Source organism: Paracoccus sp. Z118, assembly GCF_019061185.1.
In the GTDB taxonomy this organism is placed as follows: Bacteria; Pseudomonadota; Alphaproteobacteria; order Rhodobacterales; family Rhodobacteraceae; genus Paracoccus.
This window is the reverse complement of record NZ_JAHQZU010000027.1, coordinates 1-25,543: the sequence shown is the minus strand read 5'-3', so window position 1 is coordinate 25,543 and position 25,543 is coordinate 1. Positions and strand designations below refer to the sequence as shown.

The window sequence follows — 25,543 nt, the reverse complement described above, 5'->3', positions numbered from 1 at the left end:
TATCTCCAAAACCAACTCCTTCGCGCCATGCCCACCCGCGGAGAATGGACCGATCAGATCAGCAGCGGCAGGAGGAGAGCGCCGTGGCGCTTACGGTCGACGCCTATCCGGCCTCGGCGGACGAGGAAGGCGATCCGGTCACCCTGGCCGAGGCACGGACCACCACCTTCTCGCACCGGCGCAAGGTGTTCATGGTCTCGACGCCGCTGCCTGAGACGCAGGCGGCGACATGGAGCGCGGCGCTCTGGCGCCCGGATGGCCCGGCGCCACTCGTTGATGCCTCACCCCGGATCTTTACCCTGAGGGCCTTTCGCCCTTCAGGATGCTTGCTTTGCAAGGGGCCGCTCTGGTCATCGCCAGATGATCTGATCCCGCCAATCCTGAGGAAATCCCATGGTTGGCAGAGGGATGTCCGGATGTTCTGCCAACAGGGCCGACAAGCGGTCGGCCCAATGAGTGTCGCTCGAAATCGTCTTCAGCAGCGTCTGGATAGCCACCGCATGATTGTAGAAGCGCTTCGGCTGCGTGACATGGTTCTTCTCGGACTTGGCAACCGAAGGTACAATCCCGAACTCGCGGTTCCAGACACGGCTATGATGGGCGCAAAGGTTGCGAAGGTGCGATGCGGCGTGCAGCCAGGATTGCAGCCGGTCGCGCGGCAGCCCGAACTCTTCTGCGATCGCCTTCTTCTCTGAATCGACCATATTGGCGAACACAAGCGAGACGCTCCCGAACGGCAGAACCTCGAAGACCATCCAGCTGGGTGGTTCCGCCGGCCTGTCATACCGTTGCAGGTAATGTCTGATGAAGTCCGGCTGCTTGTGCGCATTTACAGGGGAGATTCCGGTCTCTTTCCGCGCCCGGCGCAGGAAGTCCGCGTGCAGAAATCCGGGTCTGAAGCGGGCGGCAGCCAGGTACCAGTGTGGGCCGAAGCGCTCGCTCAAGGTGTTCGAGACGGTGGTTCTGGCGGCCACCTCGATGCGTTCGGCCGCGTCCATGATGAGGATACGAAGTTTGCGATCGAAGACGTAGCGATCAAGCACGGTCTCGAAGTCGGTCCCAGGGCGGAAGTCGTCATGCGCCCTTGAGCCGTCGCGGTACTGGAACGGGAACCAGTAGCCGGAGAGGCGATAATACCCGATAAAGCGGAGGTAGTGCTCAGCCCTTGCCGGATCGGCGATGATCATGCCGCGTTGCTGCAGCAGGGCAAGTTGCGCGGCGAGGTTCAGAGCCGGCTTCTGAAAGGGAACGCGTGGCAATAAAAAAACCCGCCTGTTGCGCATCGTGGAGAGGCGTGGCGGGTCTGTTGTCCCTCATATGCCCTCAGACGTGCGGAATGTCAATAGGAACCGCAGCCAGGCGGTAGCTGCCATTGTTTACGGGCGTCCTGCAAGCAACGGAAGAGCCTTGAGCCTTGTGCATCCCTAAAAATTCTATTATTCCAGACGTATGGAATCATCTTACGCCATCGCCGCCCTGTCTGCCCTGGCCCAGCCGACCCGGCTGGAATGTTTCCGGCTCCTTGTGCATCACGAACCCGAGGGCCTTCCCGCCGGAGAGTTGGCCCGCACGCTGAATGTGCCGGCCAACACCCTGTCGGCCCACCTCACGATCCTCTCCCACGCAGGCCTCGTCGCAGGCGAACGGGATGGCCGTTCGATCATCTACCGCGCCAACCTTGAGCGCCTGCGGGCGCTCACCCTCTTTCTGCTCAAGGATTGCTGCGGCGGCCGCGCCGAGCTGTGCGCGCCGCTCGTGGCCGAGCTTGCGCCCTGCTGCTGATTTCCCGGAGATCTTCATGACGGACCACATGGCCGACGCATCCGCCCCCGCAGGGGGGCTCGGCACCTTCGAGCGCTGGCTCTCGCTCTGGGTCGCCGGTGCCATCGTGGCGGGGATCGTGCTGGGCAACCTCGCGCCCGGCCTGTTCGCGGGCCTTGCCCGGATGGAGGTCGCTTCCGTCAACCTGCCCGTCGCCGTGCTGATCTGGGCCATGGTCTACCCGATGATGGTGGGCGTCGATTTCGGCTCGATCCGCCGGGTGGGCGAGGAACCAAAGGGGCTGGTCATCACCTTGGTGGTGAATTGGCTCATCAAGCCCTTCACCATGGGCGCCTTGGGCGTGCTGTTCTTTGAGTATATCTTCGCCGGCCTCATCCCGCCCGATGACGCGCAGGCCTATCTCGCCGGGGTGATCCTGCTCGGCGCCGCGCCCTGCACCGCCATGGTCTTCGTCTGGTCGAACCTCACCCGGGGCGATCCGACCTACACCCTCGTGCAGGTGAGCGTGAACGATCTCATCATGGTCGTGGCCTTCGCCCCCATCGTGGCGCTGCTTCTGGGCGTCACCGACATCGTGGTTCCATGGGACACCCTGCTGCTGTCCGTGCTGCTCTACATCGTCGTGCCGCTCGCGGCCGGCATCCTCACCCGCAACCGCCTCGTGGCGCATGGCGGGGTGGCGGCTGTTGAGGCCTTCCGGGACCGCATCAAGCCCCTCACCATGGCGGCGCTTCTGATCACCGTGGTGCTGCTCTTTGGCTTCCAAGGCGAGAAGATCCTCGAAAACCCTCTGGTGATCGTGCTCATCGCTGTGCCCCTGCTGATTCAGAGCTACGGCATCTTTGCCATCGCCTATGGCGCGGCGCGGGCGCTGCGGGTGCCGTTCGACATTGCCGCGCCCTGCGCGATGATCGGCACCTCGAACTTCTTCGAGCTGGCGGTGGCGGTGGCGATCAGCCTCTTCGGCCTGAACTCGGGGGCAGCGCTCGCCACTGTCGTGGGCGTCCTCGTCGAGGTGCCGGTGATGCTTTCGCTCGTGGCCTTCGCCAACCGCACCCGCCACTGGTTTCCCGAAAGGACGCGCCGGCCATGACCGTCACCATCTGGCACAACCCCGCCTGCGGCACCTCACGCAACACCTTGGCTATGATCAGGGCCAGCGGCGAGGATCCGGTCGTCATCGAGTATCTGAAAGAGCCTCCAAGCCGCGAGCGCCTGAAAGACCTGATCGCGGCCATGGGGATCACCCCGCGCGAATTGCTGCGCGAGAAGGGCACCCCTTACGCCGACCTGGGCCTGAGCAACCCCTCGCTGTCAGATGACCAGCTCCTCGACGCCATGCTGGCGCATCCGATCCTCATCAACCGCCCCATCGTGGAGACGCCTAAGGGCACATGGCTCTGCCGGCCGTCCGAGGCGGTCCTCGACCTTCTCGACCATCCCGTGGCGGAGTTCGTCAAGGAGAACGGCGAGGCGGTTCACCGGGTGGGCGGACGCAATGCTTGAGAAAACCGAGCTTCCCGACCTTGCTGCCGACGCCTTTGAGCGGCCGGACCCCGCTCGGCTGGCAGCGTCGATGCCCACACACCCGCCGCGCATCCTGCTGCTCTACGGCTCGTTGCGCGAACGATCCTACTCGCGCCTCCTGACCTTCGAGGCACAGCGCCTTCTGGACGCCATGGGGGCCGAGACGCGGGTTTACCATGCCGATGGCCTGCCCCTGCCGGATGATGCCGAGGCCTCCAATGCCAAGGTAGTGGAGCTGCGCGAGGCCATGCTGTGGTCCGAGGGCCAGGTCTGGACCAGCCCGGAGCGGCACGGAGCCATGAGCGGGGTGATGAAGGCGCAGATCGACTGGGTTCCACTGGCCTTGGGCGCAATTAGGCCCACGCAGGGACGCACCCTCGCGCTCATGCAGGTGTCGGGTGGCTCGCAGTCCTTCAATGCCGTGAACCAGATGCGCGTGCTCGGGCGCTGGATGCGGATGGTCACGATCCCCAACCAGTCCTCGGTCGCGAAGGCATGGCAGGAGTTCGACGAGGCGGGTCGCATGAAGCCTTCCGCCTTCTACGACCGAGTGGTGGACGTCATGGAGGAGCTGATGAAGTTCACCCTCCTTACGCGGGGCAACTCGGACTACCTCACCAGCCGCTACAGCGAGCGGAAGGAGGAAGCTGCCAAGCTCGAAGCGAGGGTGGGCCTGAAGAGCATCTGAGCTGCTGCAGATTACTCCCTTCCTCAATGCCGTCACCTGCACCGCGTTCAGGCACGACGATGATGGCGTCGATGATGCGACCGCTGCCCGGCGAAGGCAGTACCCCCGACGGGTAGAAGTGGTGAATGCGTATGGTCAGCCGGTTGCCGGCGCTACAGGGAAGCCCGCTGCAGCAAGGGCGGACGCAAAGCAGTCACGCGGCAGATCGCTGGTCAGCTCGACCTCGCGGCGGTTCTGATCGATTACGATACGGGCATCTGCATCGACCGACTGGATGGCGCGGGTGACGCTGCGCGCGCAGCCGCCGCAGTTCTGTTGGGGAGATGGAAACGCATGAGACCTTCCTTGGCTCTTCTCACGCCTGAGCAGATGGGAGCTTCCAGCGCGGGAAGGTCAAGGCGCGCCAAGAACTTCCTGATGTTGACCTTCGCGTGAAGGTCAACAATCTGCCAACCATGGCCAGAAGCTATTCGTTTGCCCTCTCCCTCTTGGCGAAATGGCTGCTCGCCGCAGCCTTCGCGTGCGTGGCCGTCTGGGCGGGATGGAGTTACATCAGGAGTGCCGAGCTGCAGCGCGGGGCCGAACTTTATGCCGAGCATTGCGCGACCTGCCACGGAGCCCATCTCGAAGGTCAGCCCGACTGGCAGATTGCTGACGAAAGCGGCGTTCTCCCTGCCCCGCCGCATGACGCATCCGGCCACACCTGGCACCATGACGACGCCATGCTGACGGACTATATCCGCTGGGGCGGCCAGGCCGTTCTGGATGACACGGGCGTGTCCATGACATCGGGCATGCCGGCCTTTGGCGAGATCCTAGAGGACGGCGACATCGCCGCCATCCTCGCGTTCATCAAATCGACTTGGCCTGACCGGATACGCGCCATCCAGGCCGAACGGAATGGCGGCTAGGCCCGGCTCGGGACAGTGCAATCTCCTGCCAGTGCATCGAGAATCGAGCAATCCGGCTGCCCATCGCCCGCGCAGCTCTCGATGAGGCGCTGCAAGGCACCACGCAGCTGTGACAGATCAGCCAGCCTTTCGTCGACTTGGGCGAGATGGCGCGCGGCGATCTCGCGCACGTCGGCGTTGCTGCGGCTCGTGTCTTCATTCAGCATCAGAAGGTCGCGGCAGTCCTGCAGCGAAAAGTCCAGCCGTCGCGCACGGCTGAGGAACTTCAACCGGTGGACATCATCGTGGCTGAAATGGCGATCGCCGTTTGGCCCGCGCTGCGGGGTCACAAGACCGATGTCCTCATAGTATCGGATCGTCTGGGAGGTGAGACCCGACGCGCGCGCGGCTTCGGCGATGTTCATTCCAGTCCTCCCTTGCCGCGAAGGATGCCACGTGCACGCCGGCCAAGTATGCGGCAATGCCGCAGCCGGGACATCCCCTCGATCACGGCAAGGTTGCCAAAGATCAGCGGTTTACCGGATGCCGTTCGCAACCTGAACCTCGCGCACGAAGCGGATGATGTCAGCTAACTCGGCGTCCGCGAGTCCCGGAACCGGGGCCATGTTTCCAAAGGGCCAGTGATGGGCACGCACCCCGTTGCGTGCTGCCAGGACGAAAGCCATGTCGCCGTGGTGGCCTGGTTCGTAGATCTTGTGGATGAGCGGTGGCGCAATCCCCGCCCGCCCTTCGGCATCGGTGCCGTGGCAGGAAGCGCAGTTGGCGGCGAAGGCCTGCTGACCGGCTTGGGCTTCGGGTGACAACGTGGACGGCATGGTCACAATGACAAGGGCCTGGCCCTCTTCCGCCGGTCTTGCGGCATCGGATTGGCCCCAGAGCCACCAGGCACCACCTGTGGCGATCGCGGCGATCGCCGCAACAAGAACAGTTCGCATGATGTCTTTCCTCTGATTGGCTCGCGCGGCGGGACAGCCGCGCGAGCAGTGCCGGAGAGGCTAAGTTTGGTGAGGTGGCCTGGATCGGACTGGCGCCGGGAAATTCGGCGCCAGCTTCTGCAATCCGATCAGTTCGACGGCCCGTGAACGATGCCGTTCGGGCGGTCGCCCACCGGCACCGATCCGACGACCTCCTGGCGCGCGACGTCGATAACCGAGACGCTGTCGTCCGCGATGTTGGTCACGAACACGAAGGCGCCGTCCGCCGAAACCGACACACCATGCGCGCCAGGAGCGGTTTTCAGCGTGTTGACCACCTCACCGGTCGCCGTGTCGATCACCGACACGGTATCGTTCGGCGCGGCCTCGGTCCCCTGATTGGCGACATAGACCTGCCTGCCGTCGGGGGTTGCGATCATCTGGATCGGATTGGGACCCACCTCGATCCTGTCCGTGACCTCGCGCGAGGCGGTGTCGATGATCGCCACGCGGTTCTCGTCGCGCAGTGAGACATAGATTTGGCTGCCATCAGGGGTGAAGCCGACCTGAACCGGCGCCGTGCCCACCGGGATGCGTGCCGCCTCGGTGAGGCTGGCCGTGTCGATGACCGAAACCGTTCCATCCTCGACATTGGCGACGTAAAGCTCGGCGCCATCAGGGCTGAGGCGAAGCCCGTGCGGATATGCGCCGGTGCCGATGCGGGTGGCGACGGCACCCTGCGCGAGATCGACCACCGCGATCTCGTCGCTGCCCGACAGCGAGACGAAGGCGCGGCCCTGCCGGTCGGCCACCGCATGGGCGGGATGCGAACCGACCTCGACCGTGGCCGCGGGCTTCGACAGATCCTGCGGATCGAGCATCACCAGAAGGCCCGCGGTATCGCCGCCGGCATGATCGTGCCCATCCCCGTGGTCACCAGCGGTCGGGGTGCCGACCGCCAGCAGGAGGCGCCCGTCCGGCGTCAGATCGACGTTATGGGGCGCCACCGGGATCGGCGTCGTGGTCACGGTGCCGGTGGCCAGGTCGATGGCGCTGACCGAGCTGCTGCCTTCGTCGGCGGACCAGACGGTGCCGCCCGTCTGGCCGAAGTCGATGGTCTCAGAGCTGCCCTTCTCCTTCAGCCAGGCTTCCATCTCGGCAATCTCGCGCTCCTGCGCCGCGATGACCTGCTCGGCCCAAGCCTTCGTCTGTGGATCATCGCCGTGTTGCTGCACGATCCGCGCCATGTCGATCGCGCCCCGATGATGCGGGATCATGCCCCGCACGAAGGCCGTGTCGGGGTCATCGGCCATGACGCCCCCCATCATCGGCCCGTGCATCGCGTCCATGGCATCCACATAGGCGCGGGTGAAATCGGGAACGTTCCCGTCCGCTGGCGCCGTTCCGGCAGCCTTCGATGCATCGGCCGCACCGTGCATCATCCCGCCCTGCATCATCTGCTGCATGGCGCTCATGCACTCGGCAGGCATCGCCTGCATCATGGTCCGCATTTGGTCTGGCATACCCGGCATCGGCATCGTCGGGGCGGCAGGCGGGGCGGCCTGTTCCTGCGCCTGTGCAGGGTGGTGGGTGTCATGCTCGGCCTGGGCCAAGGCAGCGGCGGGCAGCCCTGCCGCGAGGCCAACGGAAAGTGCGATTGCAGTTCGTTTCATTGCTGTTCATCCATGCTGTCGGGGAGGCAGCGTCATGCAGCGGACGCGTGGTTCCCCGTAATCGTTGATGTCTGGATGGCGTTGCTGGCCTGTCGGCCGAAGCGGCCGGACGGCGTGGACCTATCGGGCCCTGAACGCCTTCACGCAGCGATGGATGAACGGGGCGGCCGCAGAATACCCTCGGGCGATCGCCCCAAGCGATCTGTCCAGATACGAAGAAGAGGCTCATCGCCGGAAGGCGGATTGGTCCGCGCGCCTTCGGGCAGAAGGGCAGTGATCGTGCAGGACTGGTTGCAGCAATCGTCATGCGAACCTGACGCGCCGCTGCCGGAAGCGTCCTGATCTCCCGAGATCGGCTGGACACATCCTGCAGCCGCATGGGAGTGATCGCAGCTCTGGTCCAGGGCTACAGCGATGGCCGACTCGGCATGGATCATGTGTTCTGTTGGCAGAGAGTGGGCTCCGGCCTGCAGAGTCAGGGCGGCAAAAGCCACGAACAGCAATGCGGTCGCGAGCCATTGCCTCCAGCAGCCGCGGAGCCTCATGCCCTTTGTCGCACCCCTGTTCATCAGACCGTTCGTTCCCTTCCTCTGGACCGGCTCAGGCTTCTTGCCCGCTCAGGAAGCAGGAAAGGGTCCATTTTCTGGCAGCGCCATCATCACACCACGTAGTGCGGGAAGACGACACCTGAAAGCGGCTAGGGCAGGTTGCGACATGATGCCGCCCGTCGAAGGCGCTGACGATCGACTCTGGCCGCCTTCCGGTCATCACAGCTTCACCCCCCGCAGCCGAGACGCATTCGCGATCACGCTGACCGACGACAGCGCCATGGCGGCTGCCGCGATGATCGGCGACAGCAGGATGCCGAAGAAGGGATAAAGGACTCCCGCTGCCACAGGGATGCCGAGGGCGTTGTAGATGAAGGCGAAGAACAGGTTCTGGCGGATGTTGTGCATCACCGCCTGCGACAGCCGGCGGGCGCGGACGATCCCCGTCAGATCGCCCTTGAGCAGCGTCACACCCGCGCTCTCCATCGCGACGTCGGTGCCGGTGCCCATGGCGATGCCGACATCGGCGGCAGCCAGCGCCGGGGCATCGTTCACACCGTCCCCCGCCATCGCCACGACCTCCCCCGCCGCCTTGTGCCGCTGCACGACCTCGCTCTTCTGATCGGGCAGAACCTCCGCCTCGACCTCGTCGATGCCGAGCTGGCGCGCGACTGCCTTCGCCGTCGTCCAGTTGTCACCGGTGAGCATGACGACACGGATCCCCTGCGCCTTCAGCGCGGCAAGCGCCTCCGGGGTCGAGGGCTTGATCGGATCGGCGATGGCGAAGATGGCAGCAACTTGCCCGTCCACGCCCATGAAGATCGCGGTCGCCCCGTCCTCGCGCAGCCGGTCGGCCTGCGCGGCCAATGGCGCGACATCGACCCCCTGTTCGGCAAGGAACTTCGCATTGCCAAGCGGAATGCGCCTGCCTTCGACCAACCCGAGTGCGCCCTTGCCGGTGGGCGAGTCGAAGTCGGCCACCGGTGCGATCTCAAGGTCACGTTCCTCCGCCGCCCGCACGATGGCGAGCGCCAGCGGATGCTCGCTTGCGCGTTCCACGCTTGCGGCAAGGCGCAGGACCTCCTGCTCGGTCCAGCCGGGGGCCGGAACGATGGCGGTGACGGCGGGCCGGCCCTCGGTCAGCGTGCCGGTCTTGTCCACGATGATCGTGTCCACCTTCTCCATATGCTCGAGCGCCTCGGCGTTCTTGATCAGGACGCCATTCTGCGCGCCGCGCCCAACGCCGAACATGATGGACATCGGCGTCGCCAGACCCAGCGCGCAGGGGCAGGCGATGATCAGGACCGAAACCGCCACCACCAGCGCATAGGCGAAGCGCGGCTCCGGGCCCCAGATCGACCAGGCGATGAAGGCGAGCACCGCGACCACGATCACCGCCGGCACGAACCAGCCCGAGACCTGATCGGCCAGCCGCTGGATCGGCGCGCGGCTCCGCTGCGCCTCAGCGACGAGCTGGACGATCTGCGACAGCATCGTGTCGCGGCCGACCTTGCGGGCCTCGATCACCAGCGCGCCGGACTGGTTCATGGTCCCGCCGATCGCCTTCGAGCCGACCTCCTTGGTCACCGGCATGGACTCGCCCGTCACCATCGATTCATCGACGGCGCTGCGGCCTTCCAGCACCTCGCCATCCACGGGCACCTTCTCGCCGGGCCGCACCCGCAGCCTGTCGCCGACATGGACGGTGTCGAGCTGCACCTCTTCTTCGGTGCCGTCATCACGGATTACCCGTGCGGTTTTTGGGGCGAGATCGAGCAGTGCCCGGATCGCGCCGCTGGTGCTCTCGCGCGCCCGGAGTTCCAGTACCTGCCCCAGTAGCACGAGCACGGTGATGACCGCTGCGGCCTCGAAATAGACCGCGACCGACCCGTCATGCTGACGGAAGGCGTCCGGAAAGATGTCTGGCGCGAGCGTCGCAACGACGCTGTAGGCCCATGCCGCCCCCGTGCCCATGGCGATCAGGGTGAACATGTTCAGGTTGCGCGTGACCAGCGACTGCCAGCCGCGCTGGAAGAAGGGCCACCCGGCCCACAGGACGACCGGGGTCGCGAAGAGCAGCTGGATCCAGTTCGAGGTCTGCTGATCGATGTAGCGGTCCAGCCCGAGGAAATGGCCGCCCATTTCCAGAATGAACACAGGGACCGTCAGCACCAACCCGATCCAGAAGCGGCGCCGCATGTCGATCAGTTCGAGATTGGGCTCCGCCTCAAGGCTGACCAGCACCGGCTCCAGTCCCATGCCGCAGATCGGGCAGGAACCCGGCCCGACCTGCCGGATCTCGGGGTGCATGGGACAGGTGTAGATCGTTCCCTCGGGCAGGGGCTCAGCCTTTGCCGCCGCAGCGGCCGGGTCGAGGTAGCGCTCTGGCTCTGCCAGGAATTTCGCGCGGCATCCCGCCGAACAGAAGTAATAGGGCCGGCCGGCGTGCTCAGCCTTGTGCTGCGTCGCATGGGGATCGACCATCATGCCGCAGACCGGGTCCTTGACCTTATGCGCGCTGTCGGTCGTAGCCGCAGCGTCGTCGGGCCCACGACCGTGATCCGAATGATCGTGTAAGACGACCTCACGAGGGACAGTTGGATCGAGGGAAGCCTGATCCTGGCGATTGTGTTCTGATTTTTTTGCCATTTCACGCCTCCTCGGCGTTAAATACCTAAATTGTCTTTCGCCAGCGACTGCATTCTTTACGCTCGCAGTTCGTCCACTTTTCCGAAACGGCGGGGTTTCGCCTTGGTGGACGAGCGGCCATCATTTTCGGCGAGCCCCTCGATGATCGGGCAATCGGGCCGATCATCACCGTGGCAACGCGCCGCAAGGGTTTCCAGCGTCGCGATCATGGCCTCGATCTCGGCCTGCTTCTGCTTCAGCGTGTCAACGTGTCCGAGCGCCAGCGCCTTCACGTCGGCGCTCGCCCGTTTGTGGTCGGTCCACAAGGCAAGCAACTCGCCGATCTGCTCGACGGTGAAGCCGAGATCGCGCGCGCCACGGATGAACCGCAGGCGGTGGACATCGGCGTCGTCATAATCGCGATAGCCGCTGTCGCGCCGCGTCGCCTTGGGGATCAGGCCCGTCTGTTCATAGTAGCGGATCATCTTGGAACTGACGCCGGATGCCTGGGAAGCCTGGCCGATATTCATGATCTTGTCCCTTTTTCCGCAGCTTCCGCGGTCACGCCTTTGGCTTCGTCATATGGGATACCCGACGCCCGCGGCCAACGCTCGAGCGGTGGAGGCCGGGGCGAGATTGCCGCCCCGGCCTGTGCTTCGACGGCCCCGATTCATGCGGCGGCCAGCCGGGCTTGCGCCTCGGTTCCGGCATCTGCGACTTCTGTTTCGGCCGCGAGCACCGGCTTGAAGGCCTTGAGGCGCAGCGCGTTCGACAGCACGAACACACTCGACAGCGCCATGGCGCCCGCCGCCAGCACCGGCGAGAGCAGCGTGCCCGACACCGGGTAGAGCACCCCGGCCGCGACCGGGATCAGCACGGCGTTATAGGCGAAGGCCCAGAACAGGTTCTGCTTGATGTTGCGGATCGTCGCCTTCGACAGGGCGATCGCGTTCACCACGCCGCGCAGGTCGCCTGACATCAGCACTACATCGGCCGATTCGATGGCGATGTCCGTGCCCGTCCCGATCGCCAGCCCGACATCGGCTTCCGCCAGCGCGGGCGCATCGTTGATGCCATCGCCGACGAACGCGACCTTGCGGCCACCCGCCCGAAGCTCATGGATCGCCTTCACCTTGCCGTCCGGCAGCACCTCGGAAACCACCTCGTCGATGCCGAGCTGACGCGCCACGGCCTCGGCCGTCGCGCGGTTGTCGCCGGTGATCATCGCCACCTTCAGGCCGAGATCGTGCAGCGCGCGGATCGCCTCCGGCGTCGTCTCCTTGATCGGGTCGGCGACGGCAATCACCGCCGCCAGCCTGCCGTCGATCGCGGCATAGAGCGGCGACTTGCCTTCGCCGCCGAGCCGCGCCGCCTCGCCTGTGAACGCCGCCACGTCATGGCCGAGCTTCGCCATGTAGCGATCCGCGCCAACCGCGACATGGCGGCCGCCGACAGTGGCAGCGACGCCGTAGCCTGGCACCGCGTCGAAGCCCTCGGGAATGCCGATCCGCAAGCCGCGGTCCCCGGCCGCCGCCACGATGGCGGACGCGATGGGATGCTCGGACTTCGCCTCGACGGCGGCAACCAGCGCCAGAACCTCGTCACGCTCGAACCCGGCGGACGGGGTCAAGTCGGTCAACTCCGGCCGACCCCTGGTCAGCGTACCGGTCTTGTCGAGCGCGACCACGGCGACGTCACGCAGCGATTGCAGCGCCTCGCCCTTACGGAAGAGGACGCCCAGTTCTGCCGCGCGGCCGGTGCCGACCATGATCGAGGTGGGAGTCGCCAGCCCCATCGCACACGGGCAGGCGATGATCAGCACGGCCACCGCGTTGACCAGCGCGAAGGTGAGCGCGGGCTCGGGGCCGAAGACCAGCCAGACGAGGAATGTGAGGGCGGCGACCGCCATCACGGCGGGCACGAACCACGCCGTCACCCTGTCCACCAGCGCCTGGATCGGCAGCTTCGAGCCTTGCGCCTCTTCGACCATGCGGATGATCTGCGCCAGCACGGTATCTGCGCCGACCTTGGTCGCCCGGAACGAGAAGGCCCCGGTCTTGTTGATCGTGCCGCCCACGACCTCCGCCCCGGCACTCTTGGCGACCGGCACCGGCTCGCCGGTGATCATCGACTCGTCGACATAGGACGAGCCCTCCATCACTTCGCCATCCACAGGCACCCTGTCGCCGGGGCGGACCTGGACGATGTCGCCGGCGCGAACCTCCGATAGCGGCACTTCGACCGTCTGGCCGTCGCGCTCGACGCGTGCGGTCTTGGGCTGCAGCCCGACCAGCCGCTTGATCGCTTCGGAGGTGCGGCCCTTGGCCTTTGCCTCCAGGTAGCGGCCGAGCAGGATCAGCGTGACGATGACCGCAGCGGCCTCGTAATAGACGTTTGCCGTGCCCGCGGGCAGCACCTGCGGCGCGAAGGTCGCGACCACCGAATAACCCCAGGCGGCAGATGTGCCGACCGTCACCAGCGAGTTCATGTCCGGCGTGCCGCGCAACATCGCGGGCACGCCCTTCTGGAAGAAGCGGCGGCCCGGGCCGAACAGGATGATGGTGGTCAGCACGAACTGGATGAGCCAGCTGGTGTGCGTCCCGATCATGTTCATCACGAAGTCATGGATCGCCGGCACGAAGTGCGAGCCCATCTCGATCACGAAGACGGGCAGGGTCAGCGCCGCCGCGATCAGGGTCGCCCGGCGAAGGCCGGTCAGCTCGCGCTCGCGGGCCTGCCGCTCGCGGTCGGTTGCTGCATCGTCGCCGCCGATCCGGTGCGGCTCGTAGCCGGCGCCGCGGATCGCCGCTTCCAGATCCTCGACCGAGGCGACACCGGCGAGGTGGCGCACGCTGACCCGCTCGGTCGCGAGATTGACCGTGGCGGCATTGACGCCAGGCACGGCCTTTACCGCCTTCTCGACATGGGCGACGCAGGATGCACAGGTCATTCCCGCCACGCCCAGCTCGACCGTCACCTCCGGCACCGCATAACCTGCGCCTTCAACCGCGCGCACGACCGCGGCGGCATCGGGCTTGCCCGTGAAGGCGACATCAGCGCGCTCAGTCGCCAGATTGACGCTCACCTTCGCCACAGCTGGCAGTTTGGCGATTGCCTTCTCCACATGGCCGACACAGGAGGCGCAGGTCATGCCCTCGACGGGAATGCTGAGCGCGGAGCCGGCACCGGCGCCTCGTTGCAATGGAATGACGCTTGTCATAACGGTCTTCCTTCTCAATCCATTGCACCCCAAATGGGGCTTCCAACGATGGGAAGGTCAAGACCCTGCAGCCGGAATCATCTTTTCACGCCTTCGCCCTTGACCTTGCCATCGTGGCAAGGGCCACATCGGCTTGCGAACACCATCATCGAGGAGAGTTCGCATGTTCCAGTTCACTGTTCCCGGCATGACATGCGGCGGTTGCGCACGTCGGGTCACCAACGCCATCCTGAGCGTCGATCCGGCGGCTGAGGTCATCACCGATCCACCTGCGCGTGACGTGAAGGTCACCACGCATGCGGAAGAGCAGGCGATTGTCGCGGCGCTCGCCGAAGCCGGTTATCCGGCCGAGCGAAAGGGTCAGCCAGCGACAACGTAAGACGGTCTTGCAGGCGAAGGGCGCCGCTTGCGGATCGCCCTTCTGTCGTGCTGGCGGAAAGCGTCAAGATGCCAAGCGCCGTTGCGTCAGTGGTCATGATGGGCGCTCCGTTCTTCCGGTCTTGCCCGAACGGCTTGCCGGGGCCCTGTCTTCGGCCGCGTGATATCGATCTCGGCCGCTCCCTCCTCAACGGCAAGGCAGTATTCCTCGATCTGCGTGGTCGAGAAGTAGACCTTGAAACGGTCGCGCAGGAGGTTGTTCACCTCCCTCAGCACCCGCTCGCCGTCCTGCCAGTCCCGAACGCAGACGTGGCTCGAGAACACGTTGCGCCCGGATGTCAGGCTCCAGGCATGGACGTGATGCACGTCGGTCACCCCCTCGATCTCCCGAATAGCCGCGATTGCGGCCTCCAGATCGAGGTCCTCCGGCGTGCCCTGGAGAAGGATGTGCAGCGACACGCGCAGGATGCTCCACGAGGCCCAGAGCAGGACGAGGCCGAAGAGCATGCCGAGCAGCGGGTCGATGGCGAGGAAGCCCGTGAACCGGATCACCAGCGCCGAGATGATGATGAGGAAGCTGCCGACAAAGGTCTGCAGGATGTGCCAGTAGGCGCCCCGCATGTTGAGGTTGCCCTTCTGGCGCTCGTACATCAGCCACAGCGCGACAAGCTCGGTGGCGATGCCGCCCGCTGCCGCGATCAGCATCGGCGTCGTGGCCAGCTCGATTGGCTCCATGAGGCGCATCGCCCCCATCCACAGCACGTAAAGGGCCATGACGACGAGGAAGAGGCCGTTGAAGAGCGCGCCCAGGATCTCCGCGCGAATGTAGCCGAAGGTGCGCGCGGGGCTGGACTTCCGCTCTCCCAGACGCATGGCGACCAGAGCGATGAGCACGCCGCCCACGGCCGAGAAAGTGTGGAAGGCATCGGACGTGACGGCAACCGAGCCCGTCCAGAGGCCGATCCCGAGTTCCACGACGAAGTAAAGGCCGGTGAGCCAGCCCGAAATGACGAGCGCCCTGCGATCACCACTCGCGGGCAGGTGACCCGTATGGCCGCCGTGAGACATCGACATGGGTTTGCCTCCTGCTGACCGCGCACCATGCATCGTTGCGGTCGTTGAGGCCGCCGCAGCTTCAAGCTCCGGCGGCCCGAGGTTCTTACTGCTGACCCGCGTTCTCCTCGACCCAGGCGGTCATCTCCTCGATTTCCGGGCCTTGAGCGTCGATGATCTTCTGAGCCATCGCTTTCGACTCCTCATCGTCGCCATACTTCAATTCGACCTCGGCCATGGCGATGGCGCCGGCATGATGCGCAATCATCCCGCAGTGGAAGGCAAGGTCGGGGTCCTTGATGGTGTGGGTGGCCATCATCGGAACGTTCATCCTCATCATGGCCTGCATGGAGGCCTGCTGGGCCTCATCCATCCCTTCCATGCCGCCCATCATGCCGGACATGTCCATGCCCTGCATCATCCCCGACATCCCCGGCATCCCGGACTGCTGGATCGCGTCCTGGCAGCCCTGCGGCAGGATCGACAGGTCGGACATAGAGCCTTCCTGTCCCGCCATGTGGCCTGCCTGCCCCCCGGTCCCGCTCTCCTGAGCGAGAGCCGCGGGCGCGGCGAGAAGGGCAACGAAGGTGGCGGCTGACTTGAACTTGCGCATGAAGGTTCTCCTTTGATGTAACTGGTTTCAGTAGCGGTCAGGCGGCCATTTTCCGGCAGCTCTCGGCACACCGGCGGCAGGCATCGACGCATTTCTGCATGTCGCCGACCTGCTCGCAGCTGCGGGCGCACTCCTCGCAGACTTCGGCGCAGACCGCGCAGGTGCGCTTGTGAAGATCGCTGCCCATCAGCATGAAGTTTGCCGAGGTCTGGCAGATCTCGGCGCAGGCCATCATGAGCCGAAAATGCTTCGGCTCGACATGCCGGCCGCCTGCCTCCAGGCAATGGTTCATGGCCATGCTGAGGCAAGTGCTGTGGCAGCGCTGGCATTCGTCGATGCAGCTCTGCATTTCAGTGGACATCTGGTGCATGTGGATTCTCCGTTGCGAAAGCGCCGGAAACAGGAAGCGGCGAGCGCGGCGCCAGTCTCACCGCCATCGAGCACGCAAGGCGAAAACCCCGCGTTCATTGACCGCAATCCGCCCCTCTGAGGCTTGAGAGTGGCACCGACCTCTTCAATCAGGTCTGGCGTTTCACTCCTGATGGAATGCGATCAGATCCGATGGGGGAGGCGTGGAGGACGACGCAGCCCTTCAGGGTCGTGCCCTGCCAATGAGGAGACAACGAACAGGGATTTCGTCGGTACGCCCCAAGGCTCGTTCAGGTGAGTATCCACGTCCGGCATCAGCGCCAGCAGACACGCCTCTCCGCAGCAGGGAGCAGTGCCATCCTTGGCAGTGCCGTGCTTGTGGTCGACCGCCGTCGAATGCTCATGGTTCCCACCCTGCTCGGCAGAAGTATCACCTGTGACGAGCGATGTTTCGGGGTGAGCAACGGAATGATCGTGGGCGTGGGGAAGTACGTCTTTGGCAGCTACACCATGCGTCACGAACATCGCGACCGCCAGAATTGCGATTGCACTCGCAAACTTCTGCCAGACCGAAGCAACTCTCGTCCTGGTGACCGGTCGTCCCATGGCACAGGAACGCTGATGGCGAGGACTCGTTCCAGCCTGGTGCTTGAGGGCGTCCCCGGCACGCCGGGCCGGGCTCTCGTTTCGGCCGCGCGCGGCCTCCACCCGAGCCAGGCGCGTGCGCCTGTCTCGGCCCATTCGGGTTACGATCCCTGACGTGGAACACGGGCAGTTATCCAAGGGCCGCATTCGGCCCGGCAGCGGCGAGCGGGACGCGCCATCAAGGATCGCAGGCGAGTGAGCCGCTGTGGGTAACTGCCCGCCTAGACCCCTGACGCAGCACTTCGGAAAGAAGAAAGAAGGATCGGAGATCCCCGCTGATGCGGGGCTCGCGCCATCGGGGGGGATTCGGGCAAGCCGAACGCCCCCGGTTTGGTGGGCCGCGCCAAGGGGCGCGTCCGTCTTGGGAACCGCCGGTTCCCCCACGCAAGGCCGCGCGCTTGACGGGGGCGAGGGGTTTTGACCTGCCCCCCGTTGGTCCCTCGGTCATAACGAGAGCCTGCGGGTTTGAGATTGGTAGTCTTCGGGTGGATTTGAGGCAAGCGCGCCGGGCGCGGCGCCATCAGGTAGCGCAAGCGTCCGGCGCGCTGCGAGCGGCGTGAGGTTGCCGAGGGAGGAATGCGGCCGAACAGCATTATAGTCGTAGCGCCAGAGGGCGAGCTTGCGCCGGGCGTCGTCCAGGGTGTCGAAGATCTCCTCATTCAGCAGCTCGTCGCGGAGGCTGCCATTGAATGACTCGATGAAGGCGTTCTGCTGCGGCTTGCCCGGGTCGATGTAGTGCCAGGCGACGTCGTTCTGCTCGGCCCATTTCAGGATGGCCCGGCTCGTGAACTCGGTCCCATAGCATGTTGGGAATGTAGCGCTGAAGATGGCTATGGCCGCCCGCGAAGCCCGCAAATCGCGCAGCGGGCGGCCATAGCCGGGGCTCAGGTCTCTATGGTGGTTTTGCGAACCACACCACAGAGGAGACCGGCTATGGCCAAGGTTGAGCATACTGCGGATGCCAGCGTTCTGGTAGGCATCGACATATCGAAGCACCGCCATGAGGTGCTGATCGCTGTTCCCGGCAAGACGCGTCGGCGACGGATGACGGTGATGAACACCGCGGCCGATTACCGGCGCCTGATCGAGGCTCTGCGCGGCTTCGAACTGCCCGTGACGATCGGGTTCGAGGCGACCGGCAATTATCACCGCGCCCTGATGTTCGCCCTCGGCGCTGCCGGGTTCGAGTTGAAGCTCGTTTCCTCGGTCGCACTCGCCCGCACCCGGGAGGCGCTGCACAACAGCTGGGACAAGAACGACCCGAAGGATGCGCAGGTCATCCTGCACATGCTCCAGATCGGCGCTGTCCAGGTCTTTCACGATCCTTTGGTGGCGGGCACTGCTGACATACAGGAACTGTCCAAGACCTATGAGATGGTCGCGCGGGCCAACACCGAACTCTGGCATCGCATCCTGACCCATTACCTGCCGCTCTACTTCCCGGAGGCGGACCGGTTTCACCGAAGCTCACGGGGCGACTGGTTCCTGGCCTTCCTCGAGGCCTTCCCGTCGCCGCACATGATCACGGCCATGGACAAGGAAGCCTTCGTCCAGGCGGCGTGGCCGGTAATCGGCCGGCGCGTGAGCAAGGCCGCCCTTCTGGCCGATATTTACGAAACATCAAAGTGTTCCGTGGGCCTTCCGGTGGCGCCGGACTCGGACGCCATCCGCATGTTCCGCCTCGTTCTGGCGCAGGGGCGCAGCCTCATCCAGAGCCGCAACGCGATCGAGGCGCGCGCCGTCGAGCTTCTCGGCGATCATCCCGATTACCAGCTCCTGCGCTCGATCCCCGGCATCGGCCCGATCAACGCGCTTGCCATCCTGGCCGAGGCCGGCGACTTGCGGCGCTTTCGCCATCACCGGCAGTTCCTGAAGTTCTGCGGCATGGATCTGGCGACGGTGCAGTCAGGCCTGTTCCGCGGCCGGAGCAAGATCTCGAAGTATGGCAATGCCCGGCTGCGCCGCACGCTCTGGCTGGCCGGTCAGACGGCCGTGCTCAAGCCGGCCAACAGCTTCCGCGACAAGTTCGAGCGCTACATCTCGCAGGACCGGCATAATCCCGACCTGCGCCGCAAGGCCTACACCGCCATCGCCGCGAAGATGGCGCGCACCATTCACGCCGTGATCAAATCCGGCGAACCCTATCGCCCCTTCTTCGAGGGGGCGAGCCCGGGCGGAAGGACCCCTCTCTGCAGAGCCGTGGAGGCAGCTTCCTGACCTCGTAGATAATGTTCGGGCCTTCCGCTTGGGAATTCGGATCTCGTCTTGAGGACGGTGAGGGCGGCACGATGGCCGACCCTGTATTTGCTATGGAAGAGACCACTTCTTGACGGCGGAGCCCGCCTGGGCAACCCTCTTCAGGGCATCCGGTCGCTCGGATGCCCGTGATCTGATGCCTCAAGCGGCAATTCCTTCCCGACATAGGACGTTGTCGGACCTGATGTGATCCGGCACGCCCCGCAAGATGAACTGATCCGACAGCACGTCGATGACGTCCGTCGACCGGAGCCTGCGATCGATCCGGATCGCCAGGCATTCCCGGGTGAGCTCGTCGATCAGGTTGAGCATGCGGAACTTCCTCCCGTCATGGGTCCGGGCCTCGACGAAGTCATAGGACCAGACGTGGTTTGGGGTCGCGTCCGTCAAGCTGGTGTAATTTGCGGGATGGCCATTTGAGGTCATCGATCAGGCGGCCTGTGTGGTGATGCTGAGAAGCGGGTCGGTCTGAACGGCGTCGATCTGGCTGAAGGCTTCCACCATCATGTAGCGATGCTGGCTCTGCCAGTCGTCATTCTGTTCGAACAGGACGGCGCCGATCAGGCGGATGATGCTGTCCTCGTTCGGGAAGATCCCGACGACGTCGGCACGGCGCTTCACCTCCTTGTTCAAGCGTTCCAGTGGGTTGGTCGAGTGCAACTTCGTTCTGTGCTGGGCGGGGAAGGCCATGTAGGCCAGCACGTCGGCCTCGCTCTCGTCCATCAGGCTCGCGAGCTTCGGCCAGCGGGCACGGAGTTGGTCGGCGACGTGACGCCAGATCTCGATGGCGCCTTTCTGGTCGGGCTGGGTGAAGGCCTGTCGGATGGCGGCGGCGACCACGGTGTGCTGGCCCTTCGGCACGTGAGCGAGAGCATTGCGCATCCAGTGAACGCGGCAGCGCTGCCAACTCGCGTCGAACACCCGGGCGATCGCTGCCTTCAGACCCGTGTGCGCATCCGAAATCACCAGCTTCACGCCGTCCAGCCCGCGTCCTTTCAGGCTGCGCAGAAAGTCGGTCCAGAAGGTTTCGGCTTCCGAGGGGCCGATCTTCAGGCCGATGATCTCGCGCCGTCCATCGGTGTTCACGGCAACAGCGATTATGGCCGCGACCGAGATGATGCGCCCGCCCTGCCGGACCTTCAGGTAGGTGGCATCGAGCCAGAGGTAAGGCCATTCGCCAGCGAGCGGCCGGTCGAGAAATTCCTGCACGCGGTCGTCTATGTCCTTGCAAAGCTTGGACACCGTGCTCTTCGAGATGCCCGAAAGTCCCATCGCCTGCACCAGATCGTCCACCTTCCGCGTCGAGACCCCGCCGATCCAGGCCTCCTGAATGACAGCGACCAGCGCTTTCTCCGAGGTCCGGCGCGGCTCCAGGAAGCCGGAGAAATACGACCCCTGCCGCAGCTTCGGCACCCGCAGGTTCAAGGCCCCCATCCGGGTCTTCAGTTCGCGGTCGCGATAGCCGTTGCGCCAGGTCTGCCGGCCATCGCCGCGCTCATAGCGCCCGGCGCCGATCAGGCCCTCGACGTCATGCTCCATCAGCGTCTGGAGCACCGCCTCGGTCACGGCGCGGAGGAAGTCGCCCTCATCGTGCTTTTGCAACAGTTCGATCAGGGTCATGCTGGTGTCGGTCATCGGGGTCCCCTTCGGTCCGTGGTTGAAGCTTGCAACTCCACCATAAACCGACGCCCTCGATGGCCACCCCGGTTACACCGCCAGCGCGGCGTGAAAGTCCACCACGTTCTCGGACGCTACCTGGTTTGCCGCTCTGGCCGGAGACGGAGGCAGGACCCGTCGTTGAGCCAGAGCCTTGCTTTTTGGGGTTGCTTCTGGGGGACCTTCAGCCCCTCCCGGCGCCAGATCCGCTCGACCCGTTTCACGTTCACCGTCCAGCCGGCATTCCGAAGCAGGGCGGTGATGCGGCGGTAGCCGTAGCGTCCATACTGGGTGGCGAGCGCGATGGGAGGCGGTATTGGGAAGTCGAATGCGCCGGGGAATACGGGGCAAACGCGAATTACAACGGCTACATGGGGGTCGCGAGCGCGGAACAGGTGGCGCAGTGGGGTTCGGGCAACGGCGATATCTGGTCGAGCGACAGTTCGGCGACCGGCTCGCGCAAGTTGTTCTCCCGTCCGACGTTTGGGAAGGGCGCCGTGCTCATGTTCGCCTTCGATCCGGCGACGCGCGGGTTGTGGATCGGCAAGGATGGGGTTTGGGCGAACCACCCGGACACGGACCCGCCGACCTACGCTTCGAACGCCGGCAGTGTCTGGCATCCGCTTATTCAGGGCCGTGATCCCAACGAGGGCGGGACGCTCCGCTCGCTGGCATCTCAGTTCAGCTGTCCGGTCCCGGCAAGCTGCATCCCGCTGGGATGATCCGGGCAACCACCGCAGCCGCGACGGCCATCCGGCTGCGCGCGCCGTGACCGCACACCGACAGGCAACAATCAGGCAGAACCCATGATCGACAACACCGGCGCGTTATCCGACGGAATTACCTGTCGACTTGAACCGTTCGGGCGCCATCCGCAGCTGAGGTCTCGATCGCCGCCAGAACGCGATGGCGGGTTACCGCATCGTCGAAAGTCGGAGAGTTGCGCGATCCGGTTGCGATGTCGCCGGCAAGACTACGATACATGCGGTAGATATTTCCGACCAGGTTCGGAAGTATGCGGCCGGCGTGATAATGTTCCGGCACTTCCAGCTTCTGCAGCACGTCTTCCTCGCCCGTCGCTCCCGACAACGTCAAGCCGACGAGCTGCGCATGACCTGTCTGGGCGCGCAGCTGCAAGGTGCCTGCCGTCCCGTTGATCTCCCACAAGAAGCCGGTGCCAGGAGTGGTGCCCCCACGGTAGTGGATCGCGAGCGGCGCGCCATTCTCGAGCGTCGCGTGCACCAGCACCTGATCTGGCGCGGTCAGCGGAACCATCCGGTCCTCGCCGATGACCATTTGCTCGTGCCGGCGGTTGGCAAGCGTGGCCGAGACTGCCACGACCTCGCCAAGCGCCGATACGATGCCGTCGAGCGTGTGCCCCACCGGTATCGTCAGCATCGTTGCCCCATTGCGGATGTCCGCGGTGTAAGCATCGGCCGGCGGCACCGCCGATCCCCAGACCCCGCCCGTGCCGACTACCGCCGACGACAGCACCTCACCGACATAACCGTCAGCCACGAGATCACGAACATAGGCAATCTCGGGGGCGAAGCGCGCCTGCATCCCGCAGGCAGCAACAACTCCAGCCTCCTTCGCCCTCCGCGCCATGTCGATCGCCTCGTCCAGGCCGTTCCCGAGCGGCCATTCGCAATAGACATGCTTCCCCGCCGCCAAAGCAGCGCTGACCAGTGCCCGATGGGCGGGGACCTTTACGGTCACAGCCACAAGATCCACGTCCTCACACGCACAAAGGGCTTCTGCTGATGAGAAATGCTGCGGAACGCCGTAATGCTCGGCGGCTGCTCGGGCACTTTCCTCGGATCGGGTGCTGACCGCGACGATGTCGTAGCTGTCCGGAAGCTCTCGCAGAGCGGGAATATGAGCAATCGCGCCCCAGCTGCGATCTGGCTGAATGCCGATGATGCCGACCCCAATCTTGCCCATAGGATTTTCCTTCTAAGCTTGGTGCCAGGCTTCTGCCCGAATGGAGTCTAGGCCGACCCTCGCAACCATAAGCGCAGCTTCATGCGGACGCAGGTGAGGTACGGCGATGAGAGGCGGCGATCAGCACAGTCGTACCGCGGCCAGCCCGTCGACGCAAACACGGCGACTGGCTGGCCGCGTCTGCGTCGACAAGAGAAATGGCAGGATGCAGGAGCACCTGCCCGGTCGGGCCTGCGGCTCAGCCGGACCGCCGCCGAGACAGGAAGAAGCGCAGCATCTCCCGCGATGCGTCCGGGCCGGCGGGATCGGTGTGCGAGCCGGCGGCGCGGCCGCCCGACCAGCCGTGGCCGCTGCCATGCACGGTCCATTCTTCGAGAAGGGTCTGTCCGACCCGGGTGGCATGGATCTTCCGCGTATAGTCGCGGCCGCCCGGCGAGCGGCCGTAGCTTGTCTTGCAGACCAGCGGCGCCGCACGCGACCGTTCCAGATTTCTCAGGAACCCGGCGGCATTTGACGGATGCACCACGCGATCGCTGTCGCCATGGAAAACGATCGTCGGCAACTGCGGGGGCAGTTTCCCGATCGGCTGGGGCCCGTTCTTCCCGCGCATGGCCGACATCGCCGAACGCAGGGACCGGATGTTGCCCGGCGGCAGGCCGGAATGAACGCCGACCGCCGCGAAGAGGTCGGGATAAGCGGCGCCGATGATGGCCGCCGCGGCCCCGCCGGCCGAGATGCCGGCGATGTAGATGCGGGCGGGATTGGCTCGGCCAAGGGACATCGCATGCCGGGTCAGGGCCGCAATGACGGCGGGCTCGCCTCTGCCCCGGGCCTGGTTCTTCGGATCGTGCCAGTTCCAGCACCGCCCGACATTCGCCTTGGGCGACTGCTGCGGATAGAGCACCAGGAAGCCAAGCTCGTCCGCCAACCTGTTCATGTCGGTGCCGGCCGCAAAGTCGGGAGCCGACTGGGAGCACCCGTGCAGCATGACGACCAGCGGCATACGCCGGCGTGCCGAGCCCTTCGGCGTGTAGAACCTGTAGTCGACCGTGCCCTGCGGACAGGTGAACGTGTCGGTGAGAAAGCTACCCGGCGCCGGACGCGGCGGAACCGTGGACTGCTTCCGTCTGGCCGTGGGCGACGCCGATGCGCGCCGCTTGCGCTTGGGCTTCGGGGTCGACGGCGCCAGGAGACGCGGAAGCGCCAGGACGGTGGACAAGGGCCGCCTTCTGGCGCGCCGCGCCGCGCTGGCCATCGTCTTGAGAAGATCGGCCATGAGAAGCCTCGCGCGCGTGACGTGGAATGTGATTAGATGCGAGCCATCCGTCGCCCAAGACGGGAGCCGGGTCAATTCAAAGCCGCTCACGTTGATGAACCTGATTGGTTCTGGCCGCCGAAAGAGCCAGACGGCGTCGCGTGCATTTTCCTGACAGGCCGGCTTCAAGACGCCGTGCCAAAGGGATAGGCGCACAAGCAGATGTTTTCGGGGGCGCCATGATCCGTGCATACGAATTGTCCGCAGATCGGCTGAAGCCTGTCGCCGCAGAGGCCGAGTCCGCAGTCTGGTGGGATCTCTTCAACCCCAACCGGGAGGAGGAGACGGGGCTGGAACAGCGATTGGGTCTCGGATTGCCCACCCGCGAAGACATGGAGGAAATCGAGATTTCCTCGCGGCTTTACTCCGAGGATGACGGGCATTTCATGACGGCGCTGATCCCGTCGCAGACCGATGCCGACGACGTGGTGATCCAGCCGATCACCTTCCTCCTTTGTGGTCACCGGTTGGTGACGATCCGCTATACCGAACCGCGCGCCTTCAACACATTCTCGCAGCGCGCCGAAAAGACCGCGCTCGGTCTCAACAGCGGCGAGACGATCCTGCTTGGCCTGCTCGACGCCATCGTGGATCGTCTGGCGGACATTCTTGAACGGGCGGGGCGCGAGATCGACACGATCTCGCGCAGCGTGTTCGGCCAGAAAGGGACAGCAGCGCGGAAGGATGCCAACTACAAGACCACGCTGGAGGAGATCGGGCGCAAGGGCGACCTGACCTCGAACATCCGCGACAGTCTGGCGACGCTGGAGCGTGTTCTGGGCTTCCTCGGGCCAAAGCTTACCCAGGCCGACAAGGAGGTCCGCGGGCAACTCAAGGCGCTTGTGGCCGACGTGCGGTCGCTGAACGACCATTCGGGCTTCATGGCGCAGAAGATCACGTTTCTGCTGGATGCCACGCTGGGCCTGATCAACATCGAGCAGAACGCGATCATCAAGATCTTCTCGGTGGCTGCGGTGGTGTTTCTGCCGCCGACCTTGGTCGCTTCGATCTACGGCATGAACTTCGAGTTCATGCCGGAACTGGAATGGACCTATGGCTATCCATTCGCCCTCGGAACGATGGTCCTTTCTGCAATCCTGCCCTATCTCTACTTCAAGCGGCGCGGCTGGCTTTAGGCATTGCTCAAGGATTTTGAGGCGTGTCGGTAGCCGGCAAGCTGCAAGCCACGGGACCGGCGGTTGAAGGAGCAATCCCAGGCGAAGAGTGCCAGCATGTGCGGGTCGTCCGGCACCCAGCCCTACTGCGGATAACTGACCTGGTCAGCTGGAGCCGTTTGCGCCCCCACAACGCAGAATGCGTCAGCTGCTGTAAGCGCGAGGTCGTTGCCCTATGCGGCGATGCTTGACGGCTGGTTGAAGCACCAGGGCATGAGGTCCTCGATGGCGCTTTTCGGGTGACCGTC

At 64.9% G+C, this 25,543-nt stretch carries 23 protein-coding genes and 4 pseudogenes; 10 read left to right on the top strand and 17 right to left on the bottom strand.

Annotated elements, in window-relative coordinates:
- Positions 1 to 95: 95 nt before the first annotated feature.
- Positions 96 to 215, top strand: a pseudogene (locus KTN05_RS14995) (phage terminase large subunit family protein); the annotation flags it as partial.
- A 135-nt stretch (positions 216 to 350) separates the two neighbouring features.
- Here KTN05_RS14995 and KTN05_RS14990 read toward each other — a convergent pair.
- The gene (locus KTN05_RS14990) at positions 351 to 1,283 is read right to left on the bottom strand and encodes an Abi family protein (RefSeq protein WP_217330195.1); all 933 of its coding nucleotides are present in this window, start codon (positions 1,281 to 1,283) and stop codon (positions 351 to 353) included.
- A gap of 166 nt (positions 1,284 to 1,449) precedes the next feature.
- Here KTN05_RS14990 and KTN05_RS14985 point away from each other — a divergent pair, with 166 nt between their 5' ends.
- The 5 genes from KTN05_RS14985 (at position 1,450) to KTN05_RS14965 (ending at position 4,908) form a co-directional block, all read left to right on the top strand.
- Positions 1,450 to 1,782, top strand: coding sequence for a helix-turn-helix transcriptional regulator (locus tag KTN05_RS14985; RefSeq protein ID WP_217330194.1), 333 nt, complete (start codon positions 1,450 to 1,452; stop codon positions 1,780 to 1,782).
- A gap of 16 nt (positions 1,783 to 1,798) precedes the next feature.
- Complete coding sequence (gene arsB / locus KTN05_RS14980) at positions 1,799 to 2,875, top strand: ACR3 family arsenite efflux transporter (RefSeq protein ID WP_371823384.1); 1,077 nt, start codon at positions 1,799 to 1,801, stop codon at positions 2,873 to 2,875.
- The gene (gene arsC, locus KTN05_RS14975) at positions 2,872 to 3,288 is read left to right on the top strand and encodes an arsenate reductase (glutaredoxin) (protein WP_217330193.1); all 417 of its coding nucleotides are present in this window, start codon (positions 2,872 to 2,874) and stop codon (positions 3,286 to 3,288) included. The genes arsB and arsC overlap by 4 nt, the downstream gene beginning before the upstream one ends.
- Positions 3,281 to 3,997 carry an arsenical resistance protein ArsH gene (arsH, locus tag KTN05_RS14970; protein WP_217330192.1) on the top strand — a complete coding sequence of 239 codons (717 nt, stop codon included), beginning with the start codon at positions 3,281 to 3,283 and terminating at the stop codon, positions 3,995 to 3,997. The genes arsC and arsH overlap by 8 nt, the downstream gene beginning before the upstream one ends.
- Positions 3,998 to 4,428: 431 nt before the next feature.
- On the top strand, positions 4,429 to 4,908 hold the full coding sequence (locus KTN05_RS14965; RefSeq protein WP_371823383.1) for a cytochrome c: 480 nt from the start codon (positions 4,429 to 4,431) through the stop codon (positions 4,906 to 4,908).
- On the opposite strand, the gene KTN05_RS14960 is transcribed toward KTN05_RS14965, so the two are convergent.
- The 6 genes from KTN05_RS14960 to KTN05_RS14935 form a co-directional block, all read right to left on the bottom strand.
- Positions 4,905 to 5,312, bottom strand: a complete 408-nt coding sequence (locus tag KTN05_RS14960; protein ID WP_217330191.1) for a MerR family DNA-binding protein — start codon at positions 5,310 to 5,312, stop codon at positions 4,905 to 4,907. The genes KTN05_RS14965 and KTN05_RS14960 overlap by 4 nt on opposite strands.
- A 111-nt stretch (positions 5,313 to 5,423) precedes the next feature.
- Entirely contained in the window at positions 5,424 to 5,843 is a 420-nt protein-coding gene (locus tag KTN05_RS14955; protein WP_217330190.1) for a cytochrome c, read from the bottom strand.
- A gap of 128 nt (positions 5,844 to 5,971) precedes the next feature.
- Complete coding sequence (locus tag KTN05_RS14950; protein ID WP_217330189.1) at positions 5,972 to 7,495, bottom strand: DUF305 domain-containing protein; 1,524 nt, start codon at positions 7,493 to 7,495, stop codon at positions 5,972 to 5,974.
- Positions 7,496 to 8,262: 767 nt separating this feature from the next.
- Positions 8,263 to 10,692, bottom strand: a complete 2,430-nt coding sequence (locus KTN05_RS14945; RefSeq protein ID WP_217330188.1) for a heavy metal translocating P-type ATPase — start codon at positions 10,690 to 10,692, stop codon at positions 8,263 to 8,265.
- A gap of 56 nt (positions 10,693 to 10,748) precedes the next feature.
- A complete protein-coding gene (gene cueR / locus KTN05_RS14940; RefSeq protein ID WP_217330187.1) occupies positions 10,749 to 11,201 on the bottom strand; it encodes a Cu(I)-responsive transcriptional regulator in 453 nt (150 codons plus the stop codon).
- Between the two features lie 140 nt (positions 11,202 to 11,341).
- Positions 11,342 to 13,891 (bottom strand): heavy metal translocating P-type ATPase, encoded by a 2,550-nt coding sequence (locus KTN05_RS14935; RefSeq protein WP_217330186.1) that lies wholly within the window; start codon positions 13,889 to 13,891, stop codon positions 11,342 to 11,344.
- Positions 13,892 to 14,054: 163 nt separating this feature from the next.
- On the opposite strand from KTN05_RS14935, the gene KTN05_RS14930 reads away from it, so the two are divergent.
- Positions 14,055 to 14,270: a heavy-metal-associated domain-containing protein gene (locus KTN05_RS14930; protein WP_217330185.1), complete on the top strand. Its 216-nt coding sequence runs from the start codon at positions 14,055 to 14,057 to the stop codon at positions 14,268 to 14,270.
- A gap of 86 nt (positions 14,271 to 14,356) precedes the next feature.
- Here the strand turns inward: KTN05_RS14930 and KTN05_RS14925 are convergent, their stop codons facing one another.
- The 5 genes and pseudogenes from KTN05_RS14925 to KTN05_RS14905 all read right to left on the bottom strand — a co-directional run.
- On the bottom strand, positions 14,357 to 15,343 hold the full coding sequence (locus KTN05_RS14925) for a cation diffusion facilitator family transporter (protein WP_217330184.1): 987 nt from the start codon (positions 15,341 to 15,343) through the stop codon (positions 14,357 to 14,359).
- Positions 15,344 to 15,428: 85 nt separating this feature from the next.
- A complete protein-coding gene (locus tag KTN05_RS14920) occupies positions 15,429 to 15,935 on the bottom strand; it encodes a DUF305 domain-containing protein (RefSeq protein ID WP_217330183.1) in 507 nt (168 codons plus the stop codon).
- A gap of 37 nt (positions 15,936 to 15,972) precedes the next feature.
- Entirely contained in the window at positions 15,973 to 16,296 is a 324-nt protein-coding gene (locus tag KTN05_RS14915; protein WP_217330182.1) for a four-helix bundle copper-binding protein, read from the bottom strand.
- Between the two features lie 191 nt (positions 16,297 to 16,487).
- Positions 16,488 to 16,910, bottom strand: coding sequence for a hypothetical protein (locus KTN05_RS14910; RefSeq protein ID WP_217330181.1), 423 nt, complete (start codon positions 16,908 to 16,910; stop codon positions 16,488 to 16,490).
- Between the two features lie 483 nt (positions 16,911 to 17,393).
- A pseudogene (locus KTN05_RS14905) lies at positions 17,394 to 17,747 on the bottom strand (integrase core domain-containing protein); the annotation flags it as partial.
- Between the two features lie 135 nt (positions 17,748 to 17,882).
- Here KTN05_RS14905 and KTN05_RS14900 point away from each other — a divergent pair.
- Positions 17,883 to 19,166 (top strand): IS110 family transposase, encoded by a 1,284-nt coding sequence (locus KTN05_RS14900; protein ID WP_217330196.1) that lies wholly within the window; start codon positions 17,883 to 17,885, stop codon positions 19,164 to 19,166.
- A gap of 210 nt (positions 19,167 to 19,376) precedes the next feature.
- Here KTN05_RS14900 and KTN05_RS14895 read toward each other — a convergent pair.
- The 3 genes and pseudogenes from KTN05_RS14895 to KTN05_RS14885 all read right to left on the bottom strand — a co-directional run.
- Positions 19,377 to 19,580, bottom strand: a pseudogene (locus tag KTN05_RS14895) (DDE-type integrase/transposase/recombinase); the annotation flags it as partial.
- A gap of 54 nt (positions 19,581 to 19,634) precedes the next feature.
- Complete coding sequence (locus KTN05_RS14890; RefSeq protein WP_217330180.1) at positions 19,635 to 20,840, bottom strand: IS256 family transposase; 1,206 nt, start codon at positions 20,838 to 20,840, stop codon at positions 19,635 to 19,637.
- Between the two features lie 131 nt (positions 20,841 to 20,971).
- Positions 20,972 to 21,166 (bottom strand): annotated as a pseudogene (locus KTN05_RS14885) (IS3 family transposase); the annotation flags it as partial.
- A 66-nt stretch (positions 21,167 to 21,232) separates the two neighbouring features.
- Here KTN05_RS14885 and KTN05_RS14880 point away from each other — a divergent pair.
- Positions 21,233 to 21,583 carry a hypothetical protein gene (locus tag KTN05_RS14880; RefSeq protein ID WP_217330199.1) on the top strand — a complete coding sequence of 117 codons (351 nt, stop codon included), beginning with the start codon at positions 21,233 to 21,235 and terminating at the stop codon, positions 21,581 to 21,583.
- Between the two features lie 118 nt (positions 21,584 to 21,701).
- Here the strand turns inward: KTN05_RS14880 and KTN05_RS14875 are convergent, their stop codons facing one another.
- Positions 21,702 to 22,805, bottom strand: a complete 1,104-nt coding sequence (locus KTN05_RS14875) for a Gfo/Idh/MocA family protein (protein ID WP_217330179.1) — start codon at positions 22,803 to 22,805, stop codon at positions 21,702 to 21,704.
- A gap of 238 nt (positions 22,806 to 23,043) precedes the next feature.
- A complete protein-coding gene (locus tag KTN05_RS14870) occupies positions 23,044 to 24,081 on the bottom strand; it encodes a PHB depolymerase family esterase (RefSeq protein ID WP_217330178.1) in 1,038 nt (345 codons plus the stop codon).
- Between the two features lie 104 nt (positions 24,082 to 24,185).
- On the opposite strand from KTN05_RS14870, the gene corA reads away from it, so the two are divergent.
- Positions 24,186 to 25,256 (top strand): magnesium/cobalt transporter CorA, encoded by a 1,071-nt coding sequence (corA, locus tag KTN05_RS14865; RefSeq protein WP_217330177.1) that lies wholly within the window; start codon positions 24,186 to 24,188, stop codon positions 25,254 to 25,256.
- The last annotated feature ends 287 nt before the right edge of the window (positions 25,257 to 25,543 follow it).